The sequence below is a fragment of the Cytobacillus sp. ABV4_503 genome (assembly GCF_056158445.1).
In genome coordinates this window covers 733,076-759,982 of sequence record NZ_JBSWTH010000001.1, presented here as the reverse complement: position 1 = coordinate 759,982, position 26,907 = coordinate 733,076, and the positions used below count along the sequence as shown (strand labels likewise).

At 42.9% G+C, this 26,907-nt stretch carries 25 protein-coding genes; 11 read left to right on the top strand and 14 right to left on the bottom strand.

Features of this window, described 5'->3' with window-relative positions; genetic code table 11:
- The first annotated feature begins 162 nt into the window (after positions 1-162).
- The 4 genes from ACXAD1_RS03850 to ACXAD1_RS03835 all read left to right on the top strand — a co-directional run bounded on the left by ACXAD1_RS03850 (position 163) and on the right by ACXAD1_RS03835 (position 4,210).
- A complete protein-coding gene (locus ACXAD1_RS03850; RefSeq protein ID WP_474909517.1) occupies positions 163-504 on the top strand; it encodes a helix-turn-helix domain-containing protein in 342 nt (113 codons plus the stop codon).
- Positions 505-1,116 (top strand): class D sortase, encoded by a 612-nt coding sequence (locus tag ACXAD1_RS03845; RefSeq protein WP_474909516.1) that lies wholly within the window; start codon positions 505-507, stop codon positions 1,114-1,116.
- A 192-nt stretch (positions 1,117-1,308) separates the two neighbouring features.
- On the top strand, positions 1,309-2,502 hold the full coding sequence (locus ACXAD1_RS03840; RefSeq protein ID WP_474909515.1) for a hypothetical protein: 1,194 nt from the start codon (positions 1,309-1,311) through the stop codon (positions 2,500-2,502).
- A 349-nt stretch (positions 2,503-2,851) separates the two neighbouring features.
- Positions 2,852-4,210 carry an IS1182 family transposase gene (locus ACXAD1_RS03835; protein ID WP_474911283.1) on the top strand — a complete coding sequence of 453 codons (1,359 nt, stop codon included), beginning with the start codon at positions 2,852-2,854 and terminating at the stop codon, positions 4,208-4,210.
- A gap of 141 nt (positions 4,211-4,351) precedes the next feature.
- Here the strand turns inward: ACXAD1_RS03835 and ACXAD1_RS03830 are convergent, their stop codons facing one another.
- The 3 genes from ACXAD1_RS03830 to ACXAD1_RS03820 all read right to left on the bottom strand — a co-directional run bounded on the left by ACXAD1_RS03830 (position 4,352) and on the right by ACXAD1_RS03820 (position 7,892).
- Positions 4,352-5,263: a pseudouridine-5'-phosphate glycosidase gene (locus tag ACXAD1_RS03830; protein WP_474909514.1), complete on the bottom strand. Its 912-nt coding sequence runs from the start codon at positions 5,261-5,263 to the stop codon at positions 4,352-4,354.
- 14 nt (positions 5,264-5,277) lie between these two features.
- Positions 5,278-6,375: a carbohydrate kinase gene (locus ACXAD1_RS03825; protein ID WP_206842287.1), complete on the bottom strand. Its 1,098-nt coding sequence runs from the start codon at positions 6,373-6,375 to the stop codon at positions 5,278-5,280.
- Between the two features lie 131 nt (positions 6,376-6,506).
- Positions 6,507-7,892: an alanine/glycine:cation symporter family protein gene (locus ACXAD1_RS03820; RefSeq protein ID WP_370222915.1), complete on the bottom strand. Its 1,386-nt coding sequence runs from the start codon at positions 7,890-7,892 to the stop codon at positions 6,507-6,509.
- Positions 7,893-8,052: 160 nt separating this feature from the next.
- Here ACXAD1_RS03820 and ACXAD1_RS03815 point away from each other — a divergent pair, with 160 nt between their 5' ends.
- Both ACXAD1_RS03815 and ACXAD1_RS03810 read left to right on the top strand, forming a co-directional pair.
- On the top strand, positions 8,053-8,481 hold the full coding sequence (locus ACXAD1_RS03815; protein ID WP_206842282.1) for a MarR family winged helix-turn-helix transcriptional regulator: 429 nt from the start codon (positions 8,053-8,055) through the stop codon (positions 8,479-8,481).
- Positions 8,482-8,535: 54 nt separating this feature from the next.
- A complete protein-coding gene (locus tag ACXAD1_RS03810) occupies positions 8,536-9,732 on the top strand; it encodes an MFS transporter (RefSeq protein ID WP_474909513.1) in 1,197 nt (398 codons plus the stop codon).
- A 307-nt stretch (positions 9,733-10,039) separates the two neighbouring features.
- Here the strand turns inward: ACXAD1_RS03810 and motB are convergent, their stop codons facing one another.
- From motB to ACXAD1_RS03780, 6 genes are all read right to left on the bottom strand, one after another.
- Entirely contained in the window at positions 10,040-10,837 is a 798-nt protein-coding gene (gene motB / locus ACXAD1_RS03805) for a flagellar motor protein MotB (protein ID WP_474909512.1), read from the bottom strand.
- Entirely contained in the window at positions 10,830-11,624 is a 795-nt protein-coding gene (motA, locus tag ACXAD1_RS03800; protein ID WP_474909511.1) for a flagellar motor stator protein MotA, read from the bottom strand. The genes motB and motA overlap by 8 nt, the downstream gene beginning before the upstream one ends.
- Positions 11,625-11,760: 136 nt before the next feature.
- Positions 11,761-12,156 carry a hypothetical protein gene (locus tag ACXAD1_RS03795; protein ID WP_474909510.1) on the bottom strand — a complete coding sequence of 132 codons (396 nt, stop codon included), beginning with the start codon at positions 12,154-12,156 and terminating at the stop codon, positions 11,761-11,763.
- A 140-nt stretch (positions 12,157-12,296) separates the two neighbouring features.
- Positions 12,297-12,758 (bottom strand): STAS domain-containing protein, encoded by a 462-nt coding sequence (locus ACXAD1_RS03790; RefSeq protein ID WP_474909509.1) that lies wholly within the window; start codon positions 12,756-12,758, stop codon positions 12,297-12,299.
- Positions 12,759-12,788: 30 nt separating this feature from the next.
- A complete protein-coding gene (locus ACXAD1_RS03785) occupies positions 12,789-13,163 on the bottom strand; it encodes a DnaJ family domain-containing protein (protein ID WP_206842238.1) in 375 nt (124 codons plus the stop codon).
- A gap of 124 nt (positions 13,164-13,287) precedes the next feature.
- Complete coding sequence (locus ACXAD1_RS03780) at positions 13,288-13,875, bottom strand: peroxiredoxin (RefSeq protein ID WP_370222924.1); 588 nt, start codon at positions 13,873-13,875, stop codon at positions 13,288-13,290.
- Positions 13,876-14,036: 161 nt separating this feature from the next.
- On the opposite strand from ACXAD1_RS03780, the gene ACXAD1_RS03775 reads away from it, so the two are divergent.
- Positions 14,037-14,225, top strand: coding sequence for a hypothetical protein (locus ACXAD1_RS03775; protein ID WP_009334922.1), 189 nt, complete (start codon positions 14,037-14,039; stop codon positions 14,223-14,225).
- A 132-nt stretch (positions 14,226-14,357) separates the two neighbouring features.
- Here ACXAD1_RS03775 and hutH read toward each other — a convergent pair whose 3' ends face one another.
- Both hutH and ACXAD1_RS03765 read right to left on the bottom strand, forming a co-directional pair.
- Positions 14,358-15,851 (bottom strand): histidine ammonia-lyase, encoded by a 1,494-nt coding sequence (gene hutH / locus ACXAD1_RS03770; RefSeq protein WP_206842653.1) that lies wholly within the window; start codon positions 15,849-15,851, stop codon positions 14,358-14,360.
- Between the two features lie 347 nt (positions 15,852-16,198).
- Complete coding sequence (locus ACXAD1_RS03765) at positions 16,199-17,038, bottom strand: STAS domain-containing protein (protein WP_474909508.1); 840 nt, start codon at positions 17,036-17,038, stop codon at positions 16,199-16,201.
- Between the two features lie 203 nt (positions 17,039-17,241).
- Between ACXAD1_RS03765 and ACXAD1_RS03760 the strand changes: the two genes are divergently transcribed.
- The 4 genes from ACXAD1_RS03760 (at position 17,242) to ACXAD1_RS03745 (ending at position 23,508) form a co-directional block, all read left to right on the top strand.
- On the top strand, positions 17,242-19,335 hold the full coding sequence (locus ACXAD1_RS03760) for a DNA topoisomerase III (RefSeq protein WP_474909507.1): 2,094 nt from the start codon (positions 17,242-17,244) through the stop codon (positions 19,333-19,335).
- A 100-nt stretch (positions 19,336-19,435) separates the two neighbouring features.
- The gene (locus tag ACXAD1_RS03755; RefSeq protein ID WP_474909506.1) at positions 19,436-20,746 is read left to right on the top strand and encodes a short-chain fatty acid transporter; all 1,311 of its coding nucleotides are present in this window, start codon (positions 19,436-19,438) and stop codon (positions 20,744-20,746) included.
- Positions 20,747-20,861: 115 nt separating this feature from the next.
- On the top strand, positions 20,862-22,139 hold the full coding sequence (locus ACXAD1_RS03750) for an MDR family MFS transporter (protein WP_474909505.1): 1,278 nt from the start codon (positions 20,862-20,864) through the stop codon (positions 22,137-22,139).
- 136 nt (positions 22,140-22,275) lie between these two features.
- Positions 22,276-23,508, top strand: coding sequence for an aminopeptidase (locus tag ACXAD1_RS03745; protein ID WP_370222934.1), 1,233 nt, complete (start codon positions 22,276-22,278; stop codon positions 23,506-23,508).
- A 170-nt stretch (positions 23,509-23,678) separates the two neighbouring features.
- Here the strand turns inward: ACXAD1_RS03745 and ACXAD1_RS03740 are convergent, their stop codons facing one another.
- The 3 genes from ACXAD1_RS03740 to ACXAD1_RS03730 form a co-directional block, all read right to left on the bottom strand.
- Complete coding sequence (locus tag ACXAD1_RS03740) at positions 23,679-24,875, bottom strand: hypothetical protein (RefSeq protein ID WP_474909504.1); 1,197 nt, start codon at positions 24,873-24,875, stop codon at positions 23,679-23,681.
- Between the two features lie 272 nt (positions 24,876-25,147).
- Positions 25,148-26,590 (bottom strand): sodium/pantothenate symporter, encoded by a 1,443-nt coding sequence (gene panF, locus ACXAD1_RS03735; protein ID WP_206842128.1) that lies wholly within the window; start codon positions 26,588-26,590, stop codon positions 25,148-25,150.
- A complete protein-coding gene (locus tag ACXAD1_RS03730; RefSeq protein WP_206842126.1) occupies positions 26,587-26,877 on the bottom strand; it encodes a YhdT family protein in 291 nt (96 codons plus the stop codon). Before ACXAD1_RS03730 ends, panF begins: the two co-directional genes overlap by 4 nt.
- Positions 26,878-26,907: the final 30 nt, after the last annotated feature.

The window sequence follows — 26,907 nt, the reverse complement described above, 5'->3', positions numbered from 1 at the left end:
TGAAAAATTCCAAATTCAGCCGTTTTTTCGTTTTAAAGAACGTTTTTCGTTCTTTTTCTAAGAATATCTCAAGAATTCTCATTCTTTTGTATTTTTTATTGAACATTTTGTTCGTTATAATGAAAACATCTTCACATTTTATGATAAGGGAGTATTTTGCCTATGATAGGTGGCCGGATTAAAAGCTTAAGAATCAAGAAGGGATACTCAATTAATGAACTTTCTGAAAAATCCGAGGTATCCAAATCGTATTTAAGCTACATTGAGAGAGGCATACAGGAGAACCCTTCATTACAGGTTTTATCAAGAATCGCCAGAACACTGGATGCTAATCTTGAGGATCTGCTGGAAGGGAACAAAGATGAAATTACCGATTTGTCTAATCTGGATGAGGAATGGGTTTCCCTTGTCAAAGAAGCAATTCGACAGGGAATCACCAAAGAGGATTTCTCCTTTTATCTGGAGTTTATTAAATTTAAGAAGATGAATGGGGGTAAAGTTTAGTTGAAGGTCAATGGCCGTTTGCTGATTGTAGCTGCCTCCTTCCTTATCTTAATCGGGGGCGGATTGGTTCTGTTCTCGCTGCAGGAAATGTATGCTCAGGAGAAGAAAACCAAGGATTCTTTAGCCCAGGCACAAGAAAGAATTCAAAACGAAGTGAACAAAGAAAGCAAAAGTGTTCTTCAAACAGAACAGCCTATAAATGTTTCCTTTGAGCAGGGTGAAGCCATTGGCATTTTAAAGATTCCCCGCTTGAGTGCTGAACTTCCCATTATAGAAGGAACAGATGAGGATGAACTGGAAAAAGGGGTTGGGCATTACTCCACAACTGTACTTCCAGGGCAGCCTGATCAGATTTTATTATCAGGACATCGAGATACAGTTTTCCGCCGGCTTGGTGAACTTGGAATAGGAGATATTTTTCAAATTAACATGCCCTATGGAGAATATATATATGAGATAACAGAAACAGAGATTGTTGATGCAGATGATACTACTGTTATTAATTCCACTGCTCCAAATGAAATTCTCACTGTCTCCACTTGCTATCCTTTCTCGTATGTAGGTAATGCACCATATCGCTACATTTTATCTGCTAAAAGATTATTAAATTAGATTGCAATTGTATGAAAAGAGAATATTCACAACAAAACGTTCTTAATAAAGAATATTTGTGCGAAAATTTGAGTAAAATTTAGATAATGGGAGAAAAGATAATATTTACCCACCAAAAACTGAAATAATTCAGTTTCCCAAATCTAATTTCATAGTAGTATAATGTATTCTATATTAAGAACGAATAGGAATATGTATAATGAACAATTAAAGGAGGTTACTTTTATGGAACCGAGAGGGGTGAGAATAAAAAGAATGAGAAGGAAGAGAAGAAAACAAATTGCAAAAGCCGCTGCTTCCAGTTTTGCACTTTCATCCTCCATTGTTGTTGGAGCACATTTCATATCGCCTACATATGCTCAATTCAACAGCACTGATGAAGCAAACTCGACTATTGAGGCATGCTTTATTTTTCCCAGAACAATAGAACAAGATTATGTAATCAAGTCAGAAGATGTCTTCAAAAAATTGGATGAGGAAATAAAACAGGCATTGTCTATAAAAAGCAGTATTAATAAAATAGATGTTGATGCCAAACTAAAGAACGTAAAGCCTTATTCCAACGGCCATACCAATCCATCCGAACCAGCATCTGATAGCAGTGCCTCAATAAAAGGGCTAACAGCTACCCGTTCTTCGTTAGAATCACATATTAACAGTCTGCAAAATAACCTATCCACAGCTAAACAGGACTTGAATGCAATTAGCACCTTAAGCAGTCAATTATCTACTTCCATCCAACAGCTAGAGAATTACAATACTGCTCTCGAAGCAGCAGTAACAAAGTCACTAACTGATATTGAAGAATTAACAACCCTTTTAGATAAAATAAACGGATTCAAAGATCAAGCTATCACAGAATGTACTTATGAAGAAACATACTTTGAAGAGCAAATTTCCAAAATGGAGAATTTTTCAACGAATGCTGACACTCTTATAACCCAAGCTAAAGAGGAACAAACCATTGCCCTGCAAAAGACCAAAAGCTATAAAGACAAACTAGATCAGTTAAAGATTATGGAAAGCAATATTCAGGACGAGATTTCCAAGTTTGAAAGCAGCATTGAACATCTGAATAACCGTATATCAAATATTAATTCCCAAATTCAAACACTTGAACAACAGCAAAAAGAAGAACAAAAGAAAAAGGCTGAAAAGGAAGCTGCTGAAAAGAAAAAGAATGAAAACAAGCCTCCTGAAGAAAAGCCAGCAACAACTCCTGCAAATGAAAAGCCAAGTGAGGAACAAACCGAATCAGTTGAAGAACCGGAACCAGAACCACCACAAGAGGAAGAAAACAACACATCTGACAGTGCTGTTGAAACAACACAACAAAATGAAACTTCTTCCGAAAATGCAGAAATCAACTCTGAAGAAGCTGAATGAAAAGTTCCCGAGGGCTAAGTGTGATCACACCTGGCTTTCTTTTTTTATTCCCAAAAAATCACATGGAAAGTGCCTTTTTTACTGCATATAGACAATCACCCTTCCCCCATACAAGAACATGTACATATCATCTAATATATGGGTTTCCGGAAGGGACAGGTCCTGATGATCAATTTCTTAAGATTACTATTATATTTAGCCATCATCATCACAGCTATCATTCTATCAATATAAAAAGCCAGACTCTTAAGTCTGGCTTCAGACTGTCGACAAACTCGATGAAAATCGTGCTTGTCTGCAGTCTTTTTTGTTTTAAAATAGAAGTAAAACAATGCTTGAGGTGATTAAAATGCTTTCTAAACATAATCCAATTCAACGGGATCAAATTGAAATGATTGCACTAGACGAACTAGTACCAGCGGACCATTTGGTTCGCAAAATTGAGGCTGCGATTGATTTCTCCTTCGTCTATGACTTGGTAAAAGATATGTATTCAGAAGTATGGCGCCCAAGTATTGACCCTGTAATATTGATTAAACTCACCTTCATTCAATATACCTTCGGTATACGCTCCATGCGTCAAACAATTGAAGAATTGAAAACGAATATGGCTTATCGGTGGTTTTTAGGCTATGGCTTCCACGATAAAGTTCCACACTTCTCAACTTTCGGTAAAAACTATGAGCGCCGATTTAAAAACACCGATCTCTTTGAACAGATATTCTATCGAATCTTAAAAGCTGCAGCTGAAAAGAATTTAATTAGTGCAGAACATGTTTTTGTAGATTCTACGCATGTAAAAGCGAGTGCGAATAAGCGCAAATTTGAAAAGAAAGTTGTTCGAAAAGAAACCCGTGCCTATCAAGAACGCCTTCAAGAAGAGATTAATCAAGATCGTGAGAATCATGGAAAAAAGCCTTTTCCACCAGATAAGTTTGATAAGGAAGAATTCAAAGAAATTAAGGAAAGTACAACGGACCCAGAGAGTGGCTACTATGTAAAAGATGAGCGTACAAAACAGTTCGCCTATTCTTTCCACGCAGCCGCAGATCGCAACGGCTTCATACTAGGCACAATTGTAACCCCGGGTAACACGCATGATAGTCATATTTTTGAGCCATTGGTAGAACAAGTCATTGAGAAAGTTAGTAAACCAGCAGTTGTTGCGGCAGACGCAGCTTATAAAACACCTGCCATTACAAGCTACTTATTGAAAAACGATATTACACCTGCTTTACCTTACACACGACCACGCACAAAAGAGGGGTACTTCCGGAAACATGAGTATGTTTATGATGAGCATTTTGACTGTTACATTTGCCCAGCTGGTGAGATTTTAAAATATACTACGACTACAAGGGAAGGGTATCGTCAATATAAATCAGATCCGCAAATTTGTGCTGGATGCCCATTCTTGTCTCAATGCACACAGAGTCAAGCGCACCAAAAACTAATTCAACGTCATGTGTGGGAGGAACATGTGGAAGAGGCAGACCACCTTCGTCACCATCAAGACGTCAAACCGATCTATGAGAAGCGCAAAGAAACAATTGAACGTGTATTCGCAGATGCAAAAGAAAAGCATGGCATGCGTTGGACAACCCTAAGGGGACTTAAAAAATTGTCGATGCAGGCGATGCTTACTTTCGCTGCCATGAATTTGAAAAAAATGGCCAATTGGACTTGGCAAGGTCCAGAAATGGCCTAGAAGATGACCTCGGAGAGGTCTATAATCATCTGAAAATGCTTTAAATCCAATAAAAAGTCAAAAAAAGGGTCCGGAATGAGACTATTCCGAACCCCTTTTGTCTACAAACTGAAGCCAGACTCTTAAGCCTGGCTTTTCCCCTTACTTATTCAAACTAACAGCAATCTTAGAACCCACTTCGGCATTATGCTTCACCAATGCAATGTTCGCCGTCAAGCTTCTTCCTTCTGTTAATTCCTTCACTTTTCCAAGAAGGAATGGTGTTACTTTTTTGCCGGCGATGTTGTTTTCTTTTGCTTCTTTAAGAGCAGTTTCAATAACATTTGTAATAAATGCTTCTTCCAGTGCATCTTTTTCAGGGATTGGGTTGGCAATAACTACGCCGCCTTTTAGGCCCAGTTCCCACTTTGTGCGGATCATTTCGGCTGCTTCTTCTGCATTGTCGACCCGGTAGTTCACACTGAACGGACTTGTGCGAGTGTAGAATGCAGGCAATACATCTGTTTCAAAGCCAACAACCGGAACGCCGTGGGTTTCTAGGTATTCAAGTGTCAAACCGATATCCAGGATGGATTTCGCACCTGCACAGATAACGGCCACATTAGTTTGCGCAAGCTCCTGAAGGTCAGCCGAGATGTCCATTGTGGTTTCAGCTTCGCGGTGAACTCCGCCTATTCCGCCTGTAACAAAGACTTCAATGCCGGCAAGCTCTGCACAGATCATGGTGGCCGCTACAGTTGTTGCACCATTTTTCTTCTTCGCCACTAAGTATGGAAGGTCACGGCGGCTTGCCTTTTCCACGTCCTTGCTTTGGGCCAGGAACTCCAGCTCCTCATCAGACAGACCGATTTTAATTTTCCCGTTTAAAATGGCAATGGTTGCTGGAACCGCACCGTTTTTGCGGATAATTTCTTCTACCTCTTTTGCTGTCTGAACGTTTTGGGGATACGGCATTCCATGTGAAATAATTGTGGATTCAAGGGCAACAACCGGTTTATTTGCTTTCTTTGCCTCTAACACTTCTTCTGAGTACTCAAGCCATTTTTCTAACATGATGTCACTTCTCCTTAGTCGAAATATTGTTTGAATGTTTCCTGCAAGCGTGTGTTGTTTAAATTCGGATTAACGGTTTCTAGGGACTGCAGAGCCAGCATGGAGCAGGACATCCCGATTTTGCACGCATCCTCTGTGCCCAAGCCCTTTAAATGGGCAAATATAATTCCCGATACAAGGGAGTCGCCTGCCCCAGTGACATCAGCAATTTTTACTTTTGGAGGAAGCTGCACACCTGCTTCCCCTGTGCTTGTAAAGTAGATCAGCCCTTTATCTCCCCGGCTGATGACGACTTTTCCAACGCCTTTTTTCATAATTTCCTGTGCTGCCTTGAAGAAGTCTCCTTCATTGCTGATCTCCATCCCTGTAAGTGCTTCTGCCTCATTCTTGTTGGCAATCAGCCAGGTAACACCCTTCAAATCTTCCGGCAGATTTTTTATTTTTGGTGCAGAAACAGGAGTGATGCAAAGCGGAATGTTCTCTTCGTAACACCTTGTAATAATCTGTTCTAAAACCTTGGGCGGGAAGTTTGTATCCAGAATCACCATTTCAGAAGATGCCAGGTAACCCCACTTTTTCTCAACAAATTCTCTGCTAACGCTTTCATAAATGGACATATCAGCTAGTGCTACAGCCATTTCTCCTTCATTATCAAGCACAGCTGTATAGGTACCGGTAGTGGTTCCTGCCAGCGACTGTGAAGGAGTGACATCCGCAAAAGCTTTCGTATATTCAAGAAGCCATTCGCCTTCCGGATCATCTCCCACTACTGTCATCAAACCCACATCACAGCCCAGCCTGCCAAGGTTTTCAGCAATGTTGCGGGCCACTCCGCCGCAGGATTGGGAGCTCTCTGCAGGGTTCGAAGTTCCGTATTGGAGCTGGCCAGTTGTCTGGATTTTTCTGTCCACATTGGCCCCTCCCACGCAAAGCACTTCTTTCTTTTGAGGCAGGACATAAGCTCTGCCAAGAATTTTACCCTGCTTGGTCAGTGAAGAGATATAGCCGGCTACCGCAGACCTGGAGAGTCCCGTTTTTTCAGCCAGCTCGTTTTGGGCAATAAATGGATCTTCTTTAATCAGCTGCAAAATCAATATTTCTTTATCATTCATAATTGACCAGCCCTGCCTTATTAAACTTTTGTCTATATTATAAACTTATGTCTATTTGTAATACAAGTGTTATTTTTCAAAAAATTTGCCAAGTTAATAAAAAAGCCTCCCGCCTTACGGGAGACCACTTTTTACGCAGCATTATCGTCTTTTTTAATATCCTTTAAATAATACTTTTCCGAAGTGAAAAACTCGTTTTTCAGCTGTTTAACCTCTTTGCTTAGAAGCAGAACAGCCACGATGTTTGGTATCAAAATCATGGCAAGAGCCAGGTCAAGGAACTGCCAGATCGTTTTCGCTGCTCCCACTGAACCAAGAACAATGGCTGCAATGTAAACCACTTTAATGGCTTTTCCAGCAAAAGAGCCAAAAAGGAATTCTGCCATTTTGGATCCATAAAAGACTACGACAATGATCGTTGAAATGACAAAGAATACCAGTGATACAGCTACAAGAATACCTCCAAATGACCCAAAGTATTCCGTAAATGCCGCTGCTGTCAGGGCTGAAGGATCTTTCATTGCCCCTTCCCTTGTCCACACCCCGGAGGATAGGACAACAAATGCAGTTGCAGTACAAACAATCAGCGTATCAACAACAATACCGACAATCGCCCAGAAGCCCTGTCGCACCGGGTGATCGGTTGTGGCTGCTGCATGGGCGATCGGTGCCGTCCCGAGTCCTGCCTCATTGGAATATAATCCTCGTGCAAATCCCCAGCGAATGATTTCGCCAATTGCCGCTCCGGCAAATCCGCCCATTGCAGACATTGGCTGAAACGCATAAGTGAAGATTAATTCCAACACTTCAGGAAGTTTGCCCAGATTCATAAATAAGACTACTAACGCCGCGCCTACATAGATGAGCGCCATAAACGGAACAAAGATTTCGGTGACTTTGCCGATTCTCTGAATCCCGCCAAAAACAACTAAAGAAACAAGTACTGCTACAGCAATTCCGGTATACAAGCCATCAATTTTAAATGTCTCGCCAACAGCAGCGGCTACTGCATTTCCCTGTACCATGATGCTTGGGATCAGTTCAATCATCAGTGCGAAGGCAAAGATCACTCCAAGCCACTTCATGTTCAGCCCTTTTGTCATGTAATACATAGGGCCGCCCACATATTCTCCATCTTCATTTTTCTCTCTGTACTTAATGGCCAAAACACTTTCCGAGAACTTGATGGCCATTCCAATGAGGGCAATGACCCACATCCAGAAGACAGCACCCGGACCTCCAAACATGATGGCTGCCGGTACACCTACAATGTTCGCGGCACCAATGGTTGAAGCCAGTGCAGATGTGAGTGCCTGCAATGGTGTAACGGTTCCTTTTCCCTTCGGCTTTTTAAAAACACTTCCGAATGTTTGCTTAAAAATATATACCGGATAACGGAACTGGAAGAAACCAAGCAAAAAGGTTAAATACAGCCCTGTTCCGGCTAATAATAGGATGATGGGATATCCCCACAGCCATCCTGAAATATCTCCTACGAATTCTAATAACGTATCCAAAAAAATTTCCCCCTTATTGTTATGCACAGTTGCCCTTATAACTCCATTCCCTTTTATTTGCCAGTTAAACACTTAGTTAGCATAAAGAATAAGTGAGGTAGACATTTTCATAGATTTCATGTATAGTTAGCTAGGTAACTATTTTAAGCAGGTGAATACAATGCACCCTAATCAAAGTGAATTTTTTCATTCCATTAACCAATTTACCCGCCATTTTTCCAAAGTACTTAATGAAAGTTTGGTGCCCCTTGGTTTATATGCAGCTCAATGGACAATTATTTACCGTCTGAAAGTTGGAGGCCCGAGCACTCAAAAAGAGATTTCTTCTTATCTGGGAGTTGAGGCTCCAACCATGACCAGGACATTGGCCCGTCTTGAGAAATCGGGCTGGATCACCAGAACGGCAGGAAAGGACAAACGTGAAAAATTGATTTCACTGACTGATGCAGCCATCCAGGAGTACGACAATTGGCTTGCCGCCGTGCGATCAAGTGAAAGCAATGTTTTGCAGAATATTACGGAAGAAGAAATCAGCACGATGATCAGACTTATGGCAAAAATGAGAGAAAATATGGTACCAGGCACCTAGACCAGTTCACCAAATTGGTATAGGTACCTGGTACTTCATTGTTAGGAGGACAACATGAAGAAACAGCCATTATGGACGAAGGATTTTTTGAGCATTTCTATTACAAGTTTTTTCTTATTTATGGGGTTTTATGTTTTGCTGACTACGCTTCCTCTTTATATTTTGGATGATTTAAAAGGGGACGAAACACAGGTGGGGCTGATTATTTCGGTCTTTCTGATTGCTGCAGTGATCAGCCGGCCTTTTACAGGGAAATGGATTGACGAGGTTGGACGCCGAAAGATCCTGCTTGTTTCCTTGATTGTGTTTGCTGTATCTTCCCTGCTTTACTTCTGGGCTGATTCTACCCCTGCTCTTTTAGCACTGAGATTTCTGCACGGAGTTGGATTCGGTATGGCTACCACTGCAACTGGGGCTATCGTTGCTGATATTGTGCCGAATGAACGCAGAGGCGAAGGGCTTGGCTATTATGCGATGTTCATGAATCTGGCCATGGTCATTGGACCGTTTGCCGGTTTGACGATTGTTCAATACGCAAGCTTCACATGGATTTTTGCTTTATGTACAGCCTTATCATTTATTGCTATAGTGCTGGGTGTTTTTGTAAAAATACCGCAAAAAACAGAGAGCTCTGTGAAGCATCCAAAATTTACACTTTCAAGCTTATTTGAAAAAAATGCAGTTCCTGTGGCGATTTCGGCAGGCATCCTTGCTTTCGCTTACTCTGGAATTCTTTCCTTTATTTCTGTTTATGCGAAAGAGCTTGATTTGCTTGAAGCTGCCAGCTTCTTTTTTGTGGTATATGCGGTATTCATTATAATGTCCCGCCCCTTTACTGGCCGCTGGTTTGATGCGTACGGAGAAAATAAAGTGATCTATCCGGCCATTATTCTTTTTGCCGCAGGGTTATTTTTGCTCAGCCAGGCAAACAGCACCTTTGTGTTTCTGCTGTCAGGTGCGATAATCGGATTAGGATATGGCACCATTGTTCCGAGTCTTCAAACGGTGGCAATTAAGCAGGCAGATCCTGCTAAACGCGGGCTTGCTACCTCGACCTTTTTCACACTCTTTGATACCGGAATTGGATTAGGATCCTATGTGCTTGGAGTACTTGCTGTAAAAACAGGCTTCGCATCACTTTATTTTATGCTTGCGGGCGTAGCATTGTTTGGATTGCTTGTTTACTACCTGCTTCATGGAAAAAAGACAGAACCAAAAACCATTCATTCAGAAGCAGATCTTCCATTATAAGAGCCCGTATGCGGCTCTTTTCTTTTTGTCAATCTAAAATTATGTATATTTTCTGAATATTAATTGTCTTTTCTGTGAATATTGGCATATAATGTAATTAATACCATAGGGGAGGTTCGCTGATGACCATTGTTCATGTATTGAATTTTTCAATTCCAATTGCCTGTGTATTTCTATTTGGTGTAATGGTCGACCGCATGTGCAAACCGGATGGCACGGAACATGAAGCAAGTGAATAATGTTTTTTTATTCAAAGCGGCTGGATCACAGCGCTTTTTTTATTTTCAATGCAAAAAGAAACCAGCCCCTATGGCTGATTCCCCGTTCTTGGCAATATTAAAATCTCTACCCGTCTGTTCTTCGCTCTGCCTTCTCTGGTATCATTTCCGGCAACCGGCTGGAATTCTCCAAAGCCTTTGGCACTGAACCATTTAGGGTCCAGCTGGCCATTTTTCAGGATGATTTTCATAAAGTTGACAGCGCGCATCACACTGAGCTCCCAGTTGGACTCGAAGCTTGAATTGCGGATCGGGACATTGTCTGTATGGCCGCTGATGATAATGTTCCTTGGCGGGTCCATGATGAGAAGCTCTGCAATTTCACCTGCCATGTTTAAATCCTGTTCACGGACTTCTGCACTCCCTGAGCCGAACAGGACATTATCCCTGATTGACACAAGCAGTCCTTCGGTGGTTAAAGAGGTTTCCAGTTTATCTGCCAGGTTTTGATTTTCGATAAAGGCATTGACTCTTTGCTGCAGCTCTGCCAATTCTTCCTGATCGGCAGCCTGCTTCAGCTTTTCTTTTTCCAATTCATCCAGAGCTGCCATTTCCTCGAGATCCTTGCTTGGCTTTTCGGACACTGCATCAGTGGATTGCATTTGCCCTTCTGGCATTGGGCTTGGGAATTCAAATACCCCGGTCCCGCCTGAAAAGACATCGTTGAATGCTTTTGATAGCTTTTGAAATTTCTGGGCATCTACAGAACTCATTGCGAAAAGGACAATGAACAGGGCCAGAAGCAGAGTTAATAAATCAGCATACGGCAATAGCCAGGATTCATCTACATGCTCCTCATGGTGCTGCTTCTTTTTCCGCCTACTCATCCTTCGCCACGCTGCTTTCTTCAAGGAATTTCCGGCGTTCTACTGCAGGAAGGTAGGAAGCAAGCTTTTGTTCTATTACCCGGGGAGCCTCCCCTTCTAAAATAGAAAGAATTCCTTCAATCATCATGCTTTTAATTTTTGCTTCCTGCTTGGATTTTCTCTTTAGCTTATTGGCAAAAGGATGCCAGAACACATAACCCGTGAAAATCCCCAGTAATGTTGCTACGAATGCCGCACTGATAGCATGTCCCAGGCTGGTGGTGTCCTCCATATTTCCCAGTGCTGCGATCAATCCAATAACTGCGCCCAATACTCCAAGAGATGGGGCATAGGTACCTGCCTGGCTGAAAATTTGCGCTCCGGCCTGATGTCTTTCTTCCATCGCTTCGATTTCTTCGCTTAATACATCACGTATATAATCGGCACTTTGCCCATCAACAGCCAGAGATAAGCCGTTTTTTAAAAAAGGGTTTTCGATTTCGTTCGTTTTGACTTCAAGTGCAAGCAATCCTTCTTTTCTTGCCAGCTGAGCCCAATCCGAAAACATCTTAATCATCTCAGCAGGGTTCATCAGCTTTTCTTCTTTAAATAAAATGCCAAAAAGCTTTGGCACCCGTTTGATTTCATTCGTTGGAAATGCAATTGCCACTGCTGCTGCAGTTCCCAGGATAATGATCAAAATAGCGGCCGGATTAATCAGAACAGAAGGGGAAACCCCTTTAAAAACCATCCCTACTCCAACTGCTATGATCCCTAATATAACTCCTATTATCGTTGTCTTATCCATACAAGCCACACCTTCTATGTAGTCTGAAAATCTCTAATACCTTCTATTATTAATTTCGGTTGATTTTTACAGTTCTTTAGGAAAATTTTCATATATAAAAGGCAGAGGTGCTTCCCCTGCCTTTTTTTCATCGATATTAGATCCAGCGGCATCCGCAGAAACCTCTTCTTCTGCGGTCATCGTCATCCCGGCGGCATCTGCAGCCTCTGCCAGATCCGGCTAAGTCTCTGTTGTACCATAAGTCACCTGCACCGCGTACATTGTCACGGCGGTGTTTTCTGCGGTCATCTTCTGCTCCGCCAACATTATTCCGGCAACCACAGCCGCATCCCCAGCCACATCCGCATCCTCTTCTGCGTCTGTCTTCAATTCCAGCTACATCGTCATCCCGGCGGTGCTTCCTGCGGCGGTCTTCCGCCCCTCTTACATCATCATCCCGGCGATCATCATCTTCTTTTACAATAACTCTATCGGCTCTGATCTCCACTTCATCTGCATTAACCTCAAATCTTCTTCTCCAATCTCTCGACATATGTCTACCTCCCTTCTCATGGATACTATAGATTATGTGTCGCAGGAGGTTTTCGCATGGACAAATCCCCAATCGGAAAGAAAATGTGCCTGTTTAAAGAAAAAAACCCCTGTCCTTTTCAGGAGAGGAGTTTGCAAATTTTATACTTTTTGAAAGACGAGGCTGTTTATTTTCATTAAATGCTTTAAGGCCGCCTGGAAAGTAGCATGTGTTTCAGCATTTAATTGAATGCCGGATAAGACAATTTCCTTTATCAGCTGCGGGGTCATTCCCACAAAGTAAGGCTTTACTCCCATGAGGTTAATGGAATCAGTCAGGTTGCTGATTTGCAGTCCAAGTTCGGAAAGGCACATCTTCTCTATGCGGTCGACCGTAATATCTGTAAAATCTATGATGGCAAATTCAGTGTCATGTTCTTTAATATGATTCAGGATTTTAGCTGTAATTTTTTCGAATCTTTCTGCCATGAGCAGGCCTGTAATTGGCACCAGGATCGTCTGGGGAATAATCGAAGGAATAATCGGTGCAGTCATATCCGCAATGGCTGCCTCATATTCTTCCACTCTTTTTTCAAGGACCGCTATATATTCATCTTTGTTCATGTATTCTCCTCAATTCCGATCATCTAACCATTAGAATAATTTATTGTTAATTTTTTCTCCGTAGTTCTTGAAAAGGGATGAGTTGGTGTTTTGTCTTCGTTTCGCCATCATGCTGTTAAATCGGAGCATCTTTTCGTTCAGTTTCTTCTGCAATGCCTTTTTTTCTTCCTGATCCTCACATTGTTTAATAAGATCTTCGATCGTCAGCATTTCTTTCTTCATTTGGTTTTCTTCATCAGTGAATCCGGCATTCTTCATGATGCGGTATGCCATGCGCAAATTCTCAGGGACGGAAGACAGGTCATCAAACGGAAGCGGTTTTCCATAGCCTGGCAAATGATCAAATTCGCCATCCTTATACGCTTTCTTTATCCGATCTTCAGACAGTATAGAAAAGAAGTCCAATCTCAAGTTCCCCCTTCACTTCATTTGTTACTTATTATTATATATTTTCGTCGCTGCTTATTAAAGTAATTATGTATATGGAGGATCTGCAGAAAAATCAAGAGAAAGCTTGCGCCTCCTCCCTTCAGATTTTGCCTATTAAGTTCGGATCAATGTTAATCCCGGTCTGGCCAGGCTGCCAATTAGCCGGCACACCTTTCCCTGTCTGCTGTGCATATTGAATTCCCTGCATGATTCTGACATGTTCATGCAGATTTCTGCCGACTTCCCCGGGGTAAATGAGCTTCGCCGCAATAATGCCATTGGGGTCGATAAAAACAGATGCCCTGACCGCCGCTCCAGACTTTTCATCCAAAACCCTATAAGCTCTGCTTATTTGATGGGTTCGATCGCTTACCATTGGATAATTTACATTTTTTAAAGAGGGAGATGTTTCCTTAAATACTTTATGGGCATATACACTGTCCGTACTGATGGACATTACTTCACAGTTTAAGGCTTTTAAATATGGATTCACAGCGGCGACCGCCGCCAATTCTGTCGGTCAGACAAATGTAAAATCACTCGGGTAAAAAAACAGCAGCACCCATTTTCCAATAAAATTCTCCAAATTGACCTTTTTTATTTGATGATCAATGACAGCATCTGCAATAAATACCGGCGCCCGGTCACCCCGGCCCGCACAGAATACGGAAGCATTCGGATCTTTCATGGCTATCCCCCTCCCTTCCTCTTTCGTCTCTGCTATATATACTTATGCGCATAAAGGCAAAGCTGAACGGAAAATATTGAATGAGAGAGCCATACATAGTCCTGATGCCCAAGGGAAAAATAGTGAAAGAATGCTACTTCAAGAATGAAAGGAGCCTGATTATGTCACGCGGAGTCCATTTTAATCATAAAAGAAAACATCACCCCGGGGAATTTCCTGAACACACAATGGTCGAGCGCCACACTACAGAAGCCCAGGAAGATGAAGAATTTATTGTGACACAGGAAGCGTTTAAAAACCGCTTTGAAGAAGATGAAGCAAAGCAACTTGAGGAAAGAGCCAAAGATTAAGTAAAGCGGAAGCGCCTTGCTCACCCCGGACACCTCGGCGGCAGGCTGCTTGCGCAAGACAGTTCTCGATGTTCAAAATTATTTACTTTATTAATTTAAAGAGGGGTCTGAGAACATTCAGACCCCTGCTGCTTATATTGCGTCTATTTCAACTTCTTTCAGCCAGGACGCGCATGCTTCAATATCTTTTGAAAATACGCGGTCTTTTGTAATGGAAGGCACCACTTTCCTTGCTTCTTCATAAAAACGTTTTGTTTTATCAGCCATTTTATCAGAACCGCGGTATTCCGCTGCCTGCAGGGCGCAAATCAGTTCAATTGCAAGCACTTTATTGACATTCTGGATAATCTGATAAGCATGTCTTGATCCGATGGTTCCCATGCTCACATGATCTTCCTGATTACCGGATGAAGGGATCGAATCCACACTTGCCGGATGGGCAAGTGTCTTATTTTCTGAAACAAGTGATGCTGCAACATATTGGAGAATCATCGCACCTGACTGGAGCCCAGGCTCCGGGCTTAAAAATGGCGGCAAATCGCTCAGCTGAGGGTTAACAAGTCTCTCAATCCGGCGCTCTGAAATATTGGCCAATTCCGCGACCGCAATTTTCATGAAGTCCATTGCAAGTGCGATTGGCTGCCCATGAAAGTTTCCGCCGGATATGACGCTTTCCCCATTTTCAAAAATAAGCGGGTTATCCGTAGCTGCATTCATTTCAATTTCAAGCTTTTCTTTTACATAATCAAGAGCCTGCCAGGATGCCCCATGCACCTGCGGGATGCAGCGGATGGAATAGGCGTCCTGCACCCGGATTTCTCCCTGTCTTGTGATCAGGCTGCTGCCTGACAGATATTCCCTTACTCTTCTTGCTGTATCCACCTGCTGCTGATAGCCTCTTGCCTGATGTATATTTTCATCAAACGCATCAATAATGCCGTTTAAGCCCTCCATTGTAACTGCAGCGATCAATTCACTTTGATAAGCGATTTTTTCCGCTTCCAGATAACCAATGACTCCCATTGCCGTCATCGCTTGAGTGCCGTTAATCAGGGCAAGCCCTTCCTTCGCCTGTAAAGTTAATGGCTTTATTCCCTCCTGAACAAGCACTTCCAGCGCAGGCTTTCTTTCACCCTTGAAAAACACTTCACCTTCTCCCATTAGTACTAATGCCAAATGGGAAAGAGGCGCCAAATCGCCGCTCGCTCCAAGAGAACCCTGCTGCGGGATGACGGGATGGATTTGTTTATTCACAAGCGCTAAAAGAGTTTCTATCACGACAGGCCGGACTCCTGAGAACCCTTTCAATAAAGCATTGGCTCTTAATAGGAGCATAGCTCTCGAGACAGGCTCAGGGAATGGTTCCCCTACACCGCATGCATGAGAGCGGATTAAATTCAGCTGAAGATCCTCTACATCTCCCTGATCAATTCGTACATCGCTGAATTTGCCAAATCCGGTGTTAATGCCGTAAATGACTTTTTCTTCACTTACAATTCTCTTAACGGCTTCACGGCTGTTTTTTACACGCTGCATGCTTTCTTCTGATGCTGCAGCCATTACTCCTTCAAAAAGCACTCTTTTGACTTCAGACAAAGTAAGGGTATTTCCATTTAAAGTAACCACGTTGCTCTCCTCCCCGCGAGTTAAAGTTATCATCGATTCTGTCAATTTTTCCATTTCAAATCCTCCCCGGTACGTTAGCGAGATAAAGAAAAGGCTGTATCTCAAACACAGGTTTGAAATACAGCCTTTTTAAAAAGATTATTTGCAGTATCCGTTTTTAGATGCCTCATCTTTATCACAGCCTATTTTTAATATATTTTCTGAATATAATTAATTCTATGTGCCATATGAGAAGATGTCAATTAATTTTTACCATTTTTTAACAAGTTAGATTGTTAGAATGGTAACACAGTAAAGCGTTTTTATTATAGCCATATAAAAAGCCGGCATTTTCTGCCAGCCTGGTTTCATTCAATGTCTTGTCTTTTCAATGCTTGCTTTAACGTACCGTAAGTATGAATGCCTGTGAAGTCCAGGCCAAGCTGAATGGAAGTCTGGGCAACTTCAGGGCTGATGCCGGAGATGGTGGATTTTACCCCCAGGAGCTTTAAAGCTGTCGTTAATGAGAATATTTGATGGGCAACCATCGTGTCGATGATGGCCACACCTGATAAATCAATGAATAGATGTTCCACATCTTCTTTTGCACATTTTTTCGGAATTTCCTCCAGCAGGATTCGTGCACGTTCGGTGTCAATATTGCCGATAAGCGGCAGTACTGCTGTATGGTCTTTTACAGGAATGACCGGAGTTCCAAGTTCATTGATCAGACTTTGCTGGGCAACAAGCCGATTGGTCGTCAGTTCATAATATTTCTCTGAAAATTTATTGATGAGCTTATCAAAAGCCTTGTTAATGATCGTGCTCCATTTCAATACATCATCTGTTTTGACTTCGGACTGGTTTTCGTTAATGAACTTTTCCACAAAATGCCAATAGGTTTCCCGCACATTGCTTAAAGCTTCAAGCACTTGAAATATGGGCGTATTAGAATCCACTCTGCTCTCCGCTACTGTAATGGCCCATTCCTCCATATTCTCGTTAAATATGTCCTCATCAAGCAGAGCTGCTGAAACGGTGCGGTTGGTAAACGTATTTTGTTCTCTCAGGAGCTTCTCATAAGCGGGGTCTGCATCTGCAGAATAAATGGAGCCTTTTTGTTTATCCCTTAAAGACAGCCACATGTCTGTGATATTTTTTGAATTCTCCTGAATGTAATCATAAAGATGCTGATTTTTTGCATTCATTCATTTCACCTTGTCTCTTTCTATTTGTAAACAAACTGGTAAGTCCATTGTAGAATGAATTGTGACTAATGAAAAGCAATACAACTTAGGCAGTAATTTACTTCTCTGCCCAGCAAAAAATTTATCCGATTACAAATATGGATGATTTTCAGCTATACTTAGTTTGGACAGAAATGGCTGAATGTAATTTGAAAGGAGTAATTATGAAATCACTTGTTCTTGCTGAAAAGCCCAGTGTTGCCCGTGAACTTGCACGGGTTCTGGGATGCCGGCAATCTCATAAAAGCTATATGGAAGGCGATAAATATATCGTGACATGGGCTCTTGGCCATCTAATCGAGTTAAAGATGCCTGAGCATTATGACAGCAAATATAAAAACTGGAATCTGGAGGATCTGCCAATTATTCCTGATCAAATGGGCCTGAAGGTGATGAAGCAGACCAGCCACCAGTATAAAGCCATTGAGAACCTGGCAAAACGGATGGATATTAAGGAAATTATCATTGCTACTGATGCAGGCCGCGAAGGGGAGCTTGTCGCACGCTGGATATTGGAAAAAATCCGCTGGCGCAAAACAATCAAACGCTTATGGATTTCTTCTGTAACGGACCGCGCCATCCGGGACGGTTTTCAAAACCTTAAGCCAGGAAAACAATTTGAAGATTTGTATGAATCCGCCGTCTGCCGGGCAGAGGCCGATTGGCTCATCGGCTTGAATATCACAAGGGCCCTGACGACTAAATACAAGGATCCCCTATCCGCCGGCCGGGTGCAGACGCCGACACTGGCTCTCGTGATGGAAAGGGAGCAATTGATTCAAAAATTTGTTCCAAAAGAGTACTGGACGATTCGCGCTCAAATTGGCCCCCTGCAGGCTGACTGGGAGAAAAATGGTGAAAGGCGCCTCTTTTCTAAAGAAGCAGCTGATGGAGTCCTTTCTAAAGTGAAGGGCCAAAAAGCGGTTATCCAGTCCATTAACCGGAAGGAAAGAACAGAGCCGCAGCCGCTTCCTTATGATTTGACGGAGCTGCAGCGTGACGCCAATAAGCGTTACGGCTTTTCCGCCAAGAAAACGTCTAATGTGCTGCAGAAACTTTATGAGCAGCATAAGCTTGTCACCTATCCGCGGACAGACTCGCGCTATTTGACAAAAGATATGGAAGCAACCATGATGGATCGCCTTCATGGCATTGCAGCTTCCTATAAGGACGAAGTGAAGCCAATCCTTGCAAATCAGGGCAAGGTCCTGGCAAAGCGAGTCTTTAATAATGAAAAAGTAACCGACCATCATGCAATTATTCCGACTGAGGAACGTGTACACCTCGGTGATTTGTCGGCTGATGAGCGGAAGCTGTACGAATTGATTCTGCGCAGATTTCTGGCCATCTTCCATAACCCTTATAAGTATGAAACCATCCATGCTGCTATTGATGTTAACGGTGAAACATTCACAGCCAGGGAAACAGCAGTTATCGACCTGGGTTATCGCAAGGTTGAAGGCAGCAGTGATGAAGAAGCAGGAAAACAGAGCCTGAAGAACATCTCAAAAGGACAGAGTTTTACGGTACAAACGGCTGAATTGTCCGCCAAGCTTACTGAACCTCCTCTTCGCTATTCCGAAGCTGACATTTTGACCCAGATGGAAAAATATAGCTTAGGAACACCTGCGACTAGAGCGGAAATCATTGAACGGCTCCTTGATACGGAAGCGATCGAAAGGCAAAATGGACGCCTGTTTCCGACTAAAAAGGGCAAACAGCTGATGGACCTGGTAAATGAAGATCTGAAATCACCGGAACTGACTGCTAAATGGGAACAGGAGCTGGAGAAAATCGCACGCGGAAAAGCAGACCCCAAAGAGTTTCTGCAGAATATCCGCAAGCAGACACGGACATTGGTTTCTGAAATTAAAAAGAGCGACAAATCGTATCGTGCCCACAATCTCACTGGGTCAAAATGTCCAGAATGCGATTCCTTCCTAAAAGAAAGGAATACCAAGGACGGAAAAATACTTGTCTGCTCCAATCTTGATTGTAATTTCCGGAAACGCAAGGATCCAAAGCTTTCAAACCGCCGCTGCCCTCAGTGCCGCAAAAAGATGGAAATCCACCAGGGCAAGGCAGGCGCCTACTTCCAGTGCAGGCCATGCAATGTGGTGGAAAAAGCACAGGACAAAAAGAAAGCCGTCAACAAACGGGAAGAGCGAAAACTTGTTCAGAAATACACCCAGAAGGAAGATTCCTTTGGAACAAGCCTTGGCGATTTGCTGAAGGCTGCCATGGAAGATAAGGATTAATAGATAGCCCTGGCTGATGTCAGGGCTATTTCTGTATGATCTGGCATACACAGCTTGTCCTCTCCATAGCATGTACTAATACTGAAAGGAGAGTGAAAAGATGTTAACCAGAGTGGCAGACCGTTTCTCCAAGCTTGTGGAAAGGTATCTCCCGGACGCCTTTGTCATCGCGGTATTAATGACTCTGTTTGTGTTTATTGCCGGTTTTTTCATGAAGCCTTCCGAGCCTGTTGAGCTGTTTAAATCCTTCGGTGACGGATTTTGGGTGTATCTAGCTTTTACCATGCAGATGGTGCTCCTCTTAATGACAGGCATGGCGCTTGCATCTGTTCCTTCTGTACAGCTGATACTTGAAAAGCTGTCCTCAAAAGCAAAGACAGCCAACCAGGCTTACGTGCTGACTTTTCTCGTTTCATCTGCTGCTTATTATATTAACTGGGGCCTTGCTGTTGTCGTTGGCGCCATTATTGCCCGTGAAGTTGGAAAAAGAAATCAGAACGCACACTTTCCTCTATTAGTGGCTGCAGCCTATGCACCAACTGCTCTTTATACTGCCGGTTTATCGAGTTCAATTGGTTTGACTGTTGCGACCAGGGGCCATTTTCTGGAGGAAGTGGCTGGCGTCATCCCAACTTCGGAGACCATTTTCCATCCTGGAACAATTGCTATTTTAATTGCTCTTGTTATTACGATGCCGATTTTCATTGTGCTGATGGCACCCAAAAAAGGCATTATCTCATACGTTCCCCCTAAGGCACCCAAGCAGGAATCTGAACAGGAAGTTTTAATAACACCCGCCGGAAAGCTTGAAAGAACACCCTTTCTCGGCATCATTACCGGATTAATCGGGATAATCTATGTCATATTTGAGTTTGTAAACGGGCGTGACCTTGACTTGAATATTATCAATATTGCCTTTCTATCGTTAGGCCTCATCCTTCATAAATCGCTCGTACAATACGCCAATGCTTTTAAAGAAGCGGGTTCTGCCATTTCTCCTATCATTCTGCAATTCCCGTTTTACGCCGGCATAATCGCCGTTCTCGGCAGCTCCGGGTTAGCAGAGTCTATCATTAATGGGATGGCATCCATAGCAAGTAAAGACACCTTTGATATATTCACCTACTGGGCTGCCGGACTCGTCAATATTCTTGCTCCTTCAGGCGGCGGGCAGTGGGCATTGCAAGGGCCGCTTCAAGTGCCTGCAGGTCTGCAGCTGGGGGTGGATCCCGCCATTACTGCTATGGCTGTAGGCTGGGGGGATGCCTGGACCAACCTGATCCAGCCTTTCTGGGCCCTTCCTATACTGAGTGTGGTTGGCCTTCATATTCGTCATATAATGGGCTACTGTGCATTGCTGGCCATATGGGTGGGCATTGTTACGACCGTTTTGATGTTTTTTGTATATTGATTAAGAAAAGCCAAGCCTGATCAAGGTTTGGCTTTTTTGGAAAAAGTCTTCTTGTGTTTCATCCAATTTTGGTAGTATGATAGCGTTATTCTGAGATTGAAGTTGGGGAAACAGCATGAAAATAAAAGATTGGGATAAGAATTTAAAAGTAAGGTTATTTGGGGAAGCGCTTATGAACATTACATTCTGGATGTTCTTCCCGTTTTTAACGATTTATTTCGCGGATGAATTCGGAAAAGACAAGGCTGGTTTATTGCTCATTTTTTCTCAGGTATTCTCCGTGCTTGCCAACTTAATGGGAGGTTATACTGCTGACCGTTTTGGACGCAAAAAAATGATGGTTCTCTCTGCATGCGGACAGGGACTTTCATTTATCATTTTTGGATTTGCCAGTTCACCCTGGCTGGATTCACCTGTGCTTGGTTTTATCTGCTTTGCTATTGTGGGAATCTTCGGTTCATTTTATTGGCCCGCAAGCCAGGCAATGGTTGCCGATGTGGTGCAGGAAAAGGACAGAAGCCAGGTTTTTGCTATTTTTTACACTTCCATTAATATTGCGGTTGTGGTGGGTCCCATTCTAGGAGCCATTTTCTATGTCCATTACCGTTTTCAGCTTCTTATGGCCGCCGGCATTATCTGTATTCTGTTATCTTTCATCCTTTTACGGTGGACAAGGGAAACATTGCCAATACAAGTACATGCAGAAAGCGGAACTAGTAAATGGCATGCCGCTTTATTAAAGCAAACGAAAGATTATGGCATTATCTTCAGAGACAAAACCTTTCTCCTTTTTATCATAGCAGGTGTTCTGGCTGCACAGACCTTTATGCAGCTTGATCTTTTAATACCTGTCTATACAAATGAAGCAGTTCATAATCAGGCGCTTTTTAAATGGAATGACTGGTCCTTTTCTGTTCATGGAGAACAGGCTTTTGGCATTCTGCTGTCTGAGAACGGCTTCCTCGTAGCCTTATTTACCGTAGCCGTAACGAAAATGATGTTAAAGTACAGGGAAAGAAATGTCTTTATCTTATCATCTCTTACTTATGCAGCAGCCATCATCATGTTTGGGCAAACGCAATGGATTTGGGGATTAATTCTGGCTATGGCCGTTTTCACTATGGGTGAATTAATGACAGCTGGCCATCAGCAGAGCTATGTATCCAAAATTGCTCCAGATCATATGCGGGGTCAGTACTTTGCAGCTGCCTCCCTTCGATTTACAATCGGGAAAACCATTGCACCTATTTCCATTCCGCTTACAGTCTGGATCGGATATGACTGGACATTCTTTATACTGGCGCTGCTGGCTGTTGTAAGTGCGTTTTTGTATTGGCTGATGTTTGCTTTGCCTGAAAATAATGCATTCCATGCCAAAAAGGAATCTGTATAAGATTCCTTTTTAATTTTGTCTCCGTCCATAGATGGAGATCCAAGGTTCTGGAGGACGATTTTCAGTTCAATAGGTTTCTTTTTGCGAACAGAACAGCTACAATGAAAATGAAGATTCTGACAAAGGAGAATACATAATGAGTCAATTTCAAACGAATTTAGAGAAATACGCAGAGCTTGCCGTAAAGGTCGGCGTAAATGTACAAAAAGGACAGACGCTTGTTATTAACACAACCCTTGATGCAGCTGACCTCGTTCGTACAATTGTTAAAAAGGCCTATGAAGCAGGAGCTCATAACGTAGTTGTGAACTGGAGCGATGATGCGGTCACACGCACAAAGTACGATTTGGCACCGGATGAGTCCTTCTCCGAATACCCGGAATGGCGGGCAAAGGAAGTCGAAGATTTAGCTGAGAAGGGTGCGGCATTCATGTCAATCGTTTCAGCAAGCCCAGATTTGCTGAAAGGCGTGAAATCAGAGCGAATCTCAAGCTTCCAGAAAGCTGCCGGAAAGGCGCTTGCAAAATACCGCAAATTCATCCAGTCCGATAAAGTAAGCTGGACAGTCATTGCAGCCCCATCTCAGGCCTGGGCAAACATGGTATTCCCTGACGCACCGGAAGAATCCCGTGTGGAAATGCTTTGGGAAGCTATTTTTAAAGCGACTCGCGCTGATTTGGATAGCCCGGTTGAAGCCTGGAAAAAGCATGATGAAACACTTCATGAAAAAGTGGATTATTTGAACAGCAGGCGATATCAGAAGCTTCATTATAAAGCTCCAGGTACGGACCTGACGATTGAGCTTCCAAAAGGCCACTTATGGGTCGGAGCAGGCAGCGTTAATGAACAGGGACATGAATTCATGGCTAACATGCCGACTGAAGAAGTATTTACAGTACCTTACAAGACAGGTGTTAACGGCACGGTTTCCAGCACAAAGCCTTTAAGCTATGGAGGAAATATCATCGATAATTTCAGCCTGACCTTTGAAAACGGGCGCATTGTCGATGTGAAAGCGGAAGAAGGCGAAGAGATTCTTAAGCAGCTTGTTGAGACAGATGAAGGATCCCACTATCTTGGTGAAGTGGCCCTGGTTCCTTTCAACTCGCCAATTTCACAATCCAATCTGCTTTTCTATAATACTTTATTTGATGAAAATGCTTCAAACCACCTTGCCATTGGCAGTGCGTATGCATTCTGCATTGAAGGCGGCAAGAAAATGTCCAGTGAAGAACTGGCTGAAAACGGCTTGAACGAAAGCTTAACACATGTTGACTTCATGATTGGTTCCGCTGAAATGGATATCGACGGAATCAATGAAGACGGCAGCGCTGAACCTGTATTCAGGAAAGGTGATTGGGCATTTTAAAGCGGAAGCGCCTTGCCCACCCCCGACAAGCACAAGACGAGCCTCCCGGAAAGGCGTCCTTTGCCTTTTGGGTGGCTTGACTTGTGACCTCGAGGGGGTAGGCGCTGGAGCTAGACGGTTCTCGAAGTTCAAAGTTTAATGCTTTCTTATTTTACAAAAAAATCATGCGGTCATTGTGCCGCATGATTTTTTGTTTTCATTAATACTATTTCACTAACATTTCCTTCTAAATCAGAAATGATTTCGATGGAATATTTATCTGCCAGGTAGGTGGAAATAGTTTCTCCTGACAGCATCTTTTCCAATACCTGCGCAGGGGTGCCAAACATAGCAGTAATCTCTTCAATTGAAGTTCTCACCCGCTGTCCAGGAATAGAAATAGCCGTTACATTGCCGGTTTCCCGTTCAAAATAATAGGTGATTTCAGGATACATGACAAAAGGGCTGCCATTTTCAAACCCTTCCTTAATAAAATTTGGATCTGATTTCTTAATTTCAGATATGTTTGTGCCAATCGGATATGGGCTTCCGAGCGGAATTCCCTGTTTTGCTTTTTCAATGGCATCCACGCTGAGTGCCAGGTTTTTAAAAGGATAGTACAGGGCTTCCTCTTTTAACCACAAATTCATCCAGTCGATCTCAGAATGATCTTCTTTGTTCAGCTCTATTCGGTCATGCAGGCTCATCGTTAGGGTTTCGTCATTAAATTGCCATGTTGAAATAACCCATCTATCATTCTTATTTTGGGCAGTTTGAAGATACTTCTGATTAATATTTTTTATTTTCGCTTTGGAGGAAGTGATCACTTCTTTTTCTGTACTGATTTTCAGCACTTCTCCATCGTTAATAGCGAGAAGCTGGGCCTTAACTGCATTTTCCCCCTTTGGCTGAAAGATCGAGACAATGGTTTTGTTCCTCATTATTTGAGTGTAAACCTGCTCCTTCGATGGATTAAATGACATTTCAGCACTGTTATTCAAAACCTCTTGTCTGTAAGCCTCTTTCGAACCTTTTTCAGCCAGGTAAACTGAATAATGTCCTGTAAAATAAGAATCGCCTTTCTTCCCTTTCGAACTGTCCTCTTCCAGAATGGTTCTTCTTTGGTCTGCCGCATAAAGGTAGACTGAATATTTCTTTTTCCCATCTGTAGCGTCCACCTGGAATAGTGACTTGCCTTCAAGCCATACAGTATCTTTTTTCTCTTTTCCGTCCTCTTTTACAGCTAATGTATTTTGCTCAGCTTCCACTTTATCTTCTTTTTTAAATTTTATTTCTTCTGTATTTAAAGATGCGTTTATTTCACTTGAGCAGCCTGCTATAACGGATGATAGCATGGCAATCATAATCATATTTATAAAATTTTTCATTATATTCTCCCTAATGTTATAAAAACATTTCCATTTAAAGTCAAATGTTACAATTACGTTTCAACTAATTAAGTGTAACAAATAGGGATCGTTTCTACAAACCTATCAATATGCTCATTTTTTTACAAAAACAAGGGTTTCCTCCCGTATCCTTTATATATGACTCTTCTCCTGCTTCAATCAAACGTTTGATTGAAGCGCTCCGTTCCCTATTTATCAGCCTTTTGCCGTTACATACAAGAGGCTCCGGAATAGTCTCCGGAGCCTCTTGCTTAAATTTCTGCAGATTCTGATGCTGATTTTTCCGTAAATAGACTTACAGCTACATAAGCCGCCAGTGACAAAGCAATAGGCAATACGACTGTATTCATGCCTAATGCATTTGGATAAAAAGTATGGAATAAAATATAGGTGGCCGTTCCGGTTATCATCGAGGCCACTGCACCATATCTATTTCCCTTAGCCCAATAAAGGCCCAGCACAACAGGCCATATGAAGGCGGCTTCCAGTCCCCCAAAAGAAAAGAGATTCAGCCAGATCAGCAAATCGGGCGGACTGAGAGCCATGATGCAAACCAGAATGCCAAGCAGAGCAGTAACCGCAAAACTCAGTTTTTTGATGGCAGCTTCTTTGGCATCAGGCTTAATGTAATTAATATAGACATCTTTCACAATCGCCGAGCTGACCAGAAGGAGCAGGGAATCCACTGTTGACATGATGGCAGCCATCGGTGCTGCCAGTACAATTCCCGCGAGCCATGGAGGAAGCACTTCCATCGCAATCATCGGCATGACTTTATCCCCCACTTCAATCCCTGGAAGAATTGGCCGGGCAAATACGCCAATTAAATGCATGCCAAGCATGATAAAGCCGACTACTATTGTTCCGATGATAATGGCCCTATGCATGGCTCTGGCATTTTTATAGGACATGGCCCTCACGGCTACCTGCGGAAGTCCCACAACTCCCACTCCCACCAAAATCCAGAATGAGGACACATATAAAGGAGTCAACCCGCCATCAAAGCCAAATGGTGTAATCAGATTCGGGTTTTCTGAAGACAGGTCACTGATAATATTCGGAATTCCCCCGCCTGCCACAATAACAGCAATCAGAAGGATCATAGTGCCGATGAACATGATTCCCCCTTGGACGGCATCAGTTACGGCAACAGCACGGAAGCCGCCGATCACCACGTAGACCATAACGGAAGCTGCAAAAATGAATAAAGCAGATAAATAGCTTAATCCTGTCAGTGACTCAATTAATCTTGCTCCGCCAACCCATTGGGCAGCCATGGCAGAAAATAGGAAAATAATGATGCTGAGAGAGGATAGCCAGACGACCCATCTGCTGTTATATCTTTCTTTTAGAAAATCGATGAGCGTCACAGCATTATATTTTCTTGCTGTAATGGCAAACTTTTTCCCCAGAACCATGAGAACGAAATAACCTGTGACAACCTGTGACATCGCAAGCAGCACCCAGCCAAGCCCCTGTGTGTATGCAACGCCCGGCCCACCAATGAAACTGCTGGCACTTCCGTAGGTTGCAATCATGGTCATAGCCAGAATAAATCCGCCCAGCTGCCTTCCTCCAAGAAAGTAATCCTGCAGGAACGAGCTTCCGGTATCAATCTTTCTGCTGGACCATAAGCCGACGAGAAAAATAATGATTAAGAAGATGAGAAGAGGAGCAATAACCTGCCAGTTCATTCGGATTCTCTCCCCTCTTCATTTTCTTCGAATGGAACTTCTTTAAACAGAAACTTAACAGCTGCTGTTACCAGAATCACCATTACAGCAAACCCTGCCACACAGCTCCAGAAAAACCAGGCAGGCAGCCCCATTATGTATGTATACTCATCTGCGGGCCTTGATCCCATCCCGTAGGCAAACCCATACCACCATACAAAATTGAAGAGTACCAGACCAATGCCAATCCATGCTTCTCTCTCTGCGATTTTGAAGCGCGGATCTTTTTTATGTATGCCTTTCTTCATTTTGTCCCCCTTCAGAGCTTTTTTATAGTA

Excerpts from the sequence above, each read along its gene's own strand:
- ACXAD1_RS03850 (WP_474909517.1), top strand. The coding sequence starts at position 163 with ATGATAGGTGGCCGGATTAAAAGCTTAAGAATCAAGAAGGGATACTCA.
- ACXAD1_RS03840 (WP_474909515.1), top strand. The coding sequence starts at position 1,309 with ATGTATAATGAACAATTAAAGGAGGTTACTTTTATGGAACCGAGAGGG.
- ACXAD1_RS03835 (WP_474911283.1), top strand. The coding sequence starts at position 2,852 with ATGCTTTCTAAACATAATCCAATTCAACGGGATCAAATTGAAATGATT.
- ACXAD1_RS03830 (WP_474909514.1), bottom strand. The coding sequence starts at position 5,263 with ATGTTAGAAAAATGGCTTGAGTACTCAGAAGAAGTGTTAGAGGCAAAG.
- ACXAD1_RS03825 (WP_206842287.1), bottom strand. The coding sequence starts at position 6,375 with ATGAATGATAAAGAAATATTGATTTTGCAGCTGATTAAAGAAGATCCA.
- ACXAD1_RS03815 (WP_206842282.1), top strand. The coding sequence starts at position 8,053 with ATGCACCCTAATCAAAGTGAATTTTTTCATTCCATTAACCAATTTACC.
- ACXAD1_RS03810 (WP_474909513.1), top strand. The coding sequence starts at position 8,536 with ATGAAGAAACAGCCATTATGGACGAAGGATTTTTTGAGCATTTCTATT.
- motB (WP_474909512.1), bottom strand. The coding sequence starts at position 10,837 with ATGAGTAGGCGGAAAAAGAAGCAGCACCATGAGGAGCATGTAGATGAA.
- motA (WP_474909511.1), bottom strand. The coding sequence starts at position 11,624 with ATGGATAAGACAACGATAATAGGAGTTATATTAGGGATCATAGCAGTT.
- ACXAD1_RS03795 (WP_474909510.1), bottom strand. The coding sequence starts at position 12,156 with ATGTCGAGAGATTGGAGAAGAAGATTTGAGGTTAATGCAGATGAAGTG.
- ACXAD1_RS03790 (WP_474909509.1), bottom strand. The coding sequence starts at position 12,758 with ATGAACAAAGATGAATATATAGCGGTCCTTGAAAAAAGAGTGGAAGAA.
- ACXAD1_RS03775 (WP_009334922.1), top strand. The coding sequence starts at position 14,037 with ATGTCACGCGGAGTCCATTTTAATCATAAAAGAAAACATCACCCCGGG.
- ACXAD1_RS03765 (WP_474909508.1), bottom strand. The coding sequence starts at position 17,038 with ATGAATGCAAAAAATCAGCATCTTTATGATTACATTCAGGAGAATTCA.
- ACXAD1_RS03760 (WP_474909507.1), top strand. The coding sequence starts at position 17,242 with ATGAAATCACTTGTTCTTGCTGAAAAGCCCAGTGTTGCCCGTGAACTT.
- ACXAD1_RS03755 (WP_474909506.1), top strand. The coding sequence starts at position 19,436 with ATGTTAACCAGAGTGGCAGACCGTTTCTCCAAGCTTGTGGAAAGGTAT.
- ACXAD1_RS03750 (WP_474909505.1), top strand. The coding sequence starts at position 20,862 with ATGAAAATAAAAGATTGGGATAAGAATTTAAAAGTAAGGTTATTTGGG.
- ACXAD1_RS03745 (WP_370222934.1), top strand. The coding sequence starts at position 22,276 with ATGAGTCAATTTCAAACGAATTTAGAGAAATACGCAGAGCTTGCCGTA.
- ACXAD1_RS03740 (WP_474909504.1), bottom strand. The coding sequence starts at position 24,875 with ATGAAAAATTTTATAAATATGATTATGATTGCCATGCTATCATCCGTT.
- panF (WP_206842128.1), bottom strand. The coding sequence starts at position 26,590 with ATGAACTGGCAGGTTATTGCTCCTCTTCTCATCTTCTTAATCATTATT.
- ACXAD1_RS03730 (WP_206842126.1), bottom strand. The coding sequence starts at position 26,877 with ATGAAGAAAGGCATACATAAAAAAGATCCGCGCTTCAAAATCGCAGAG.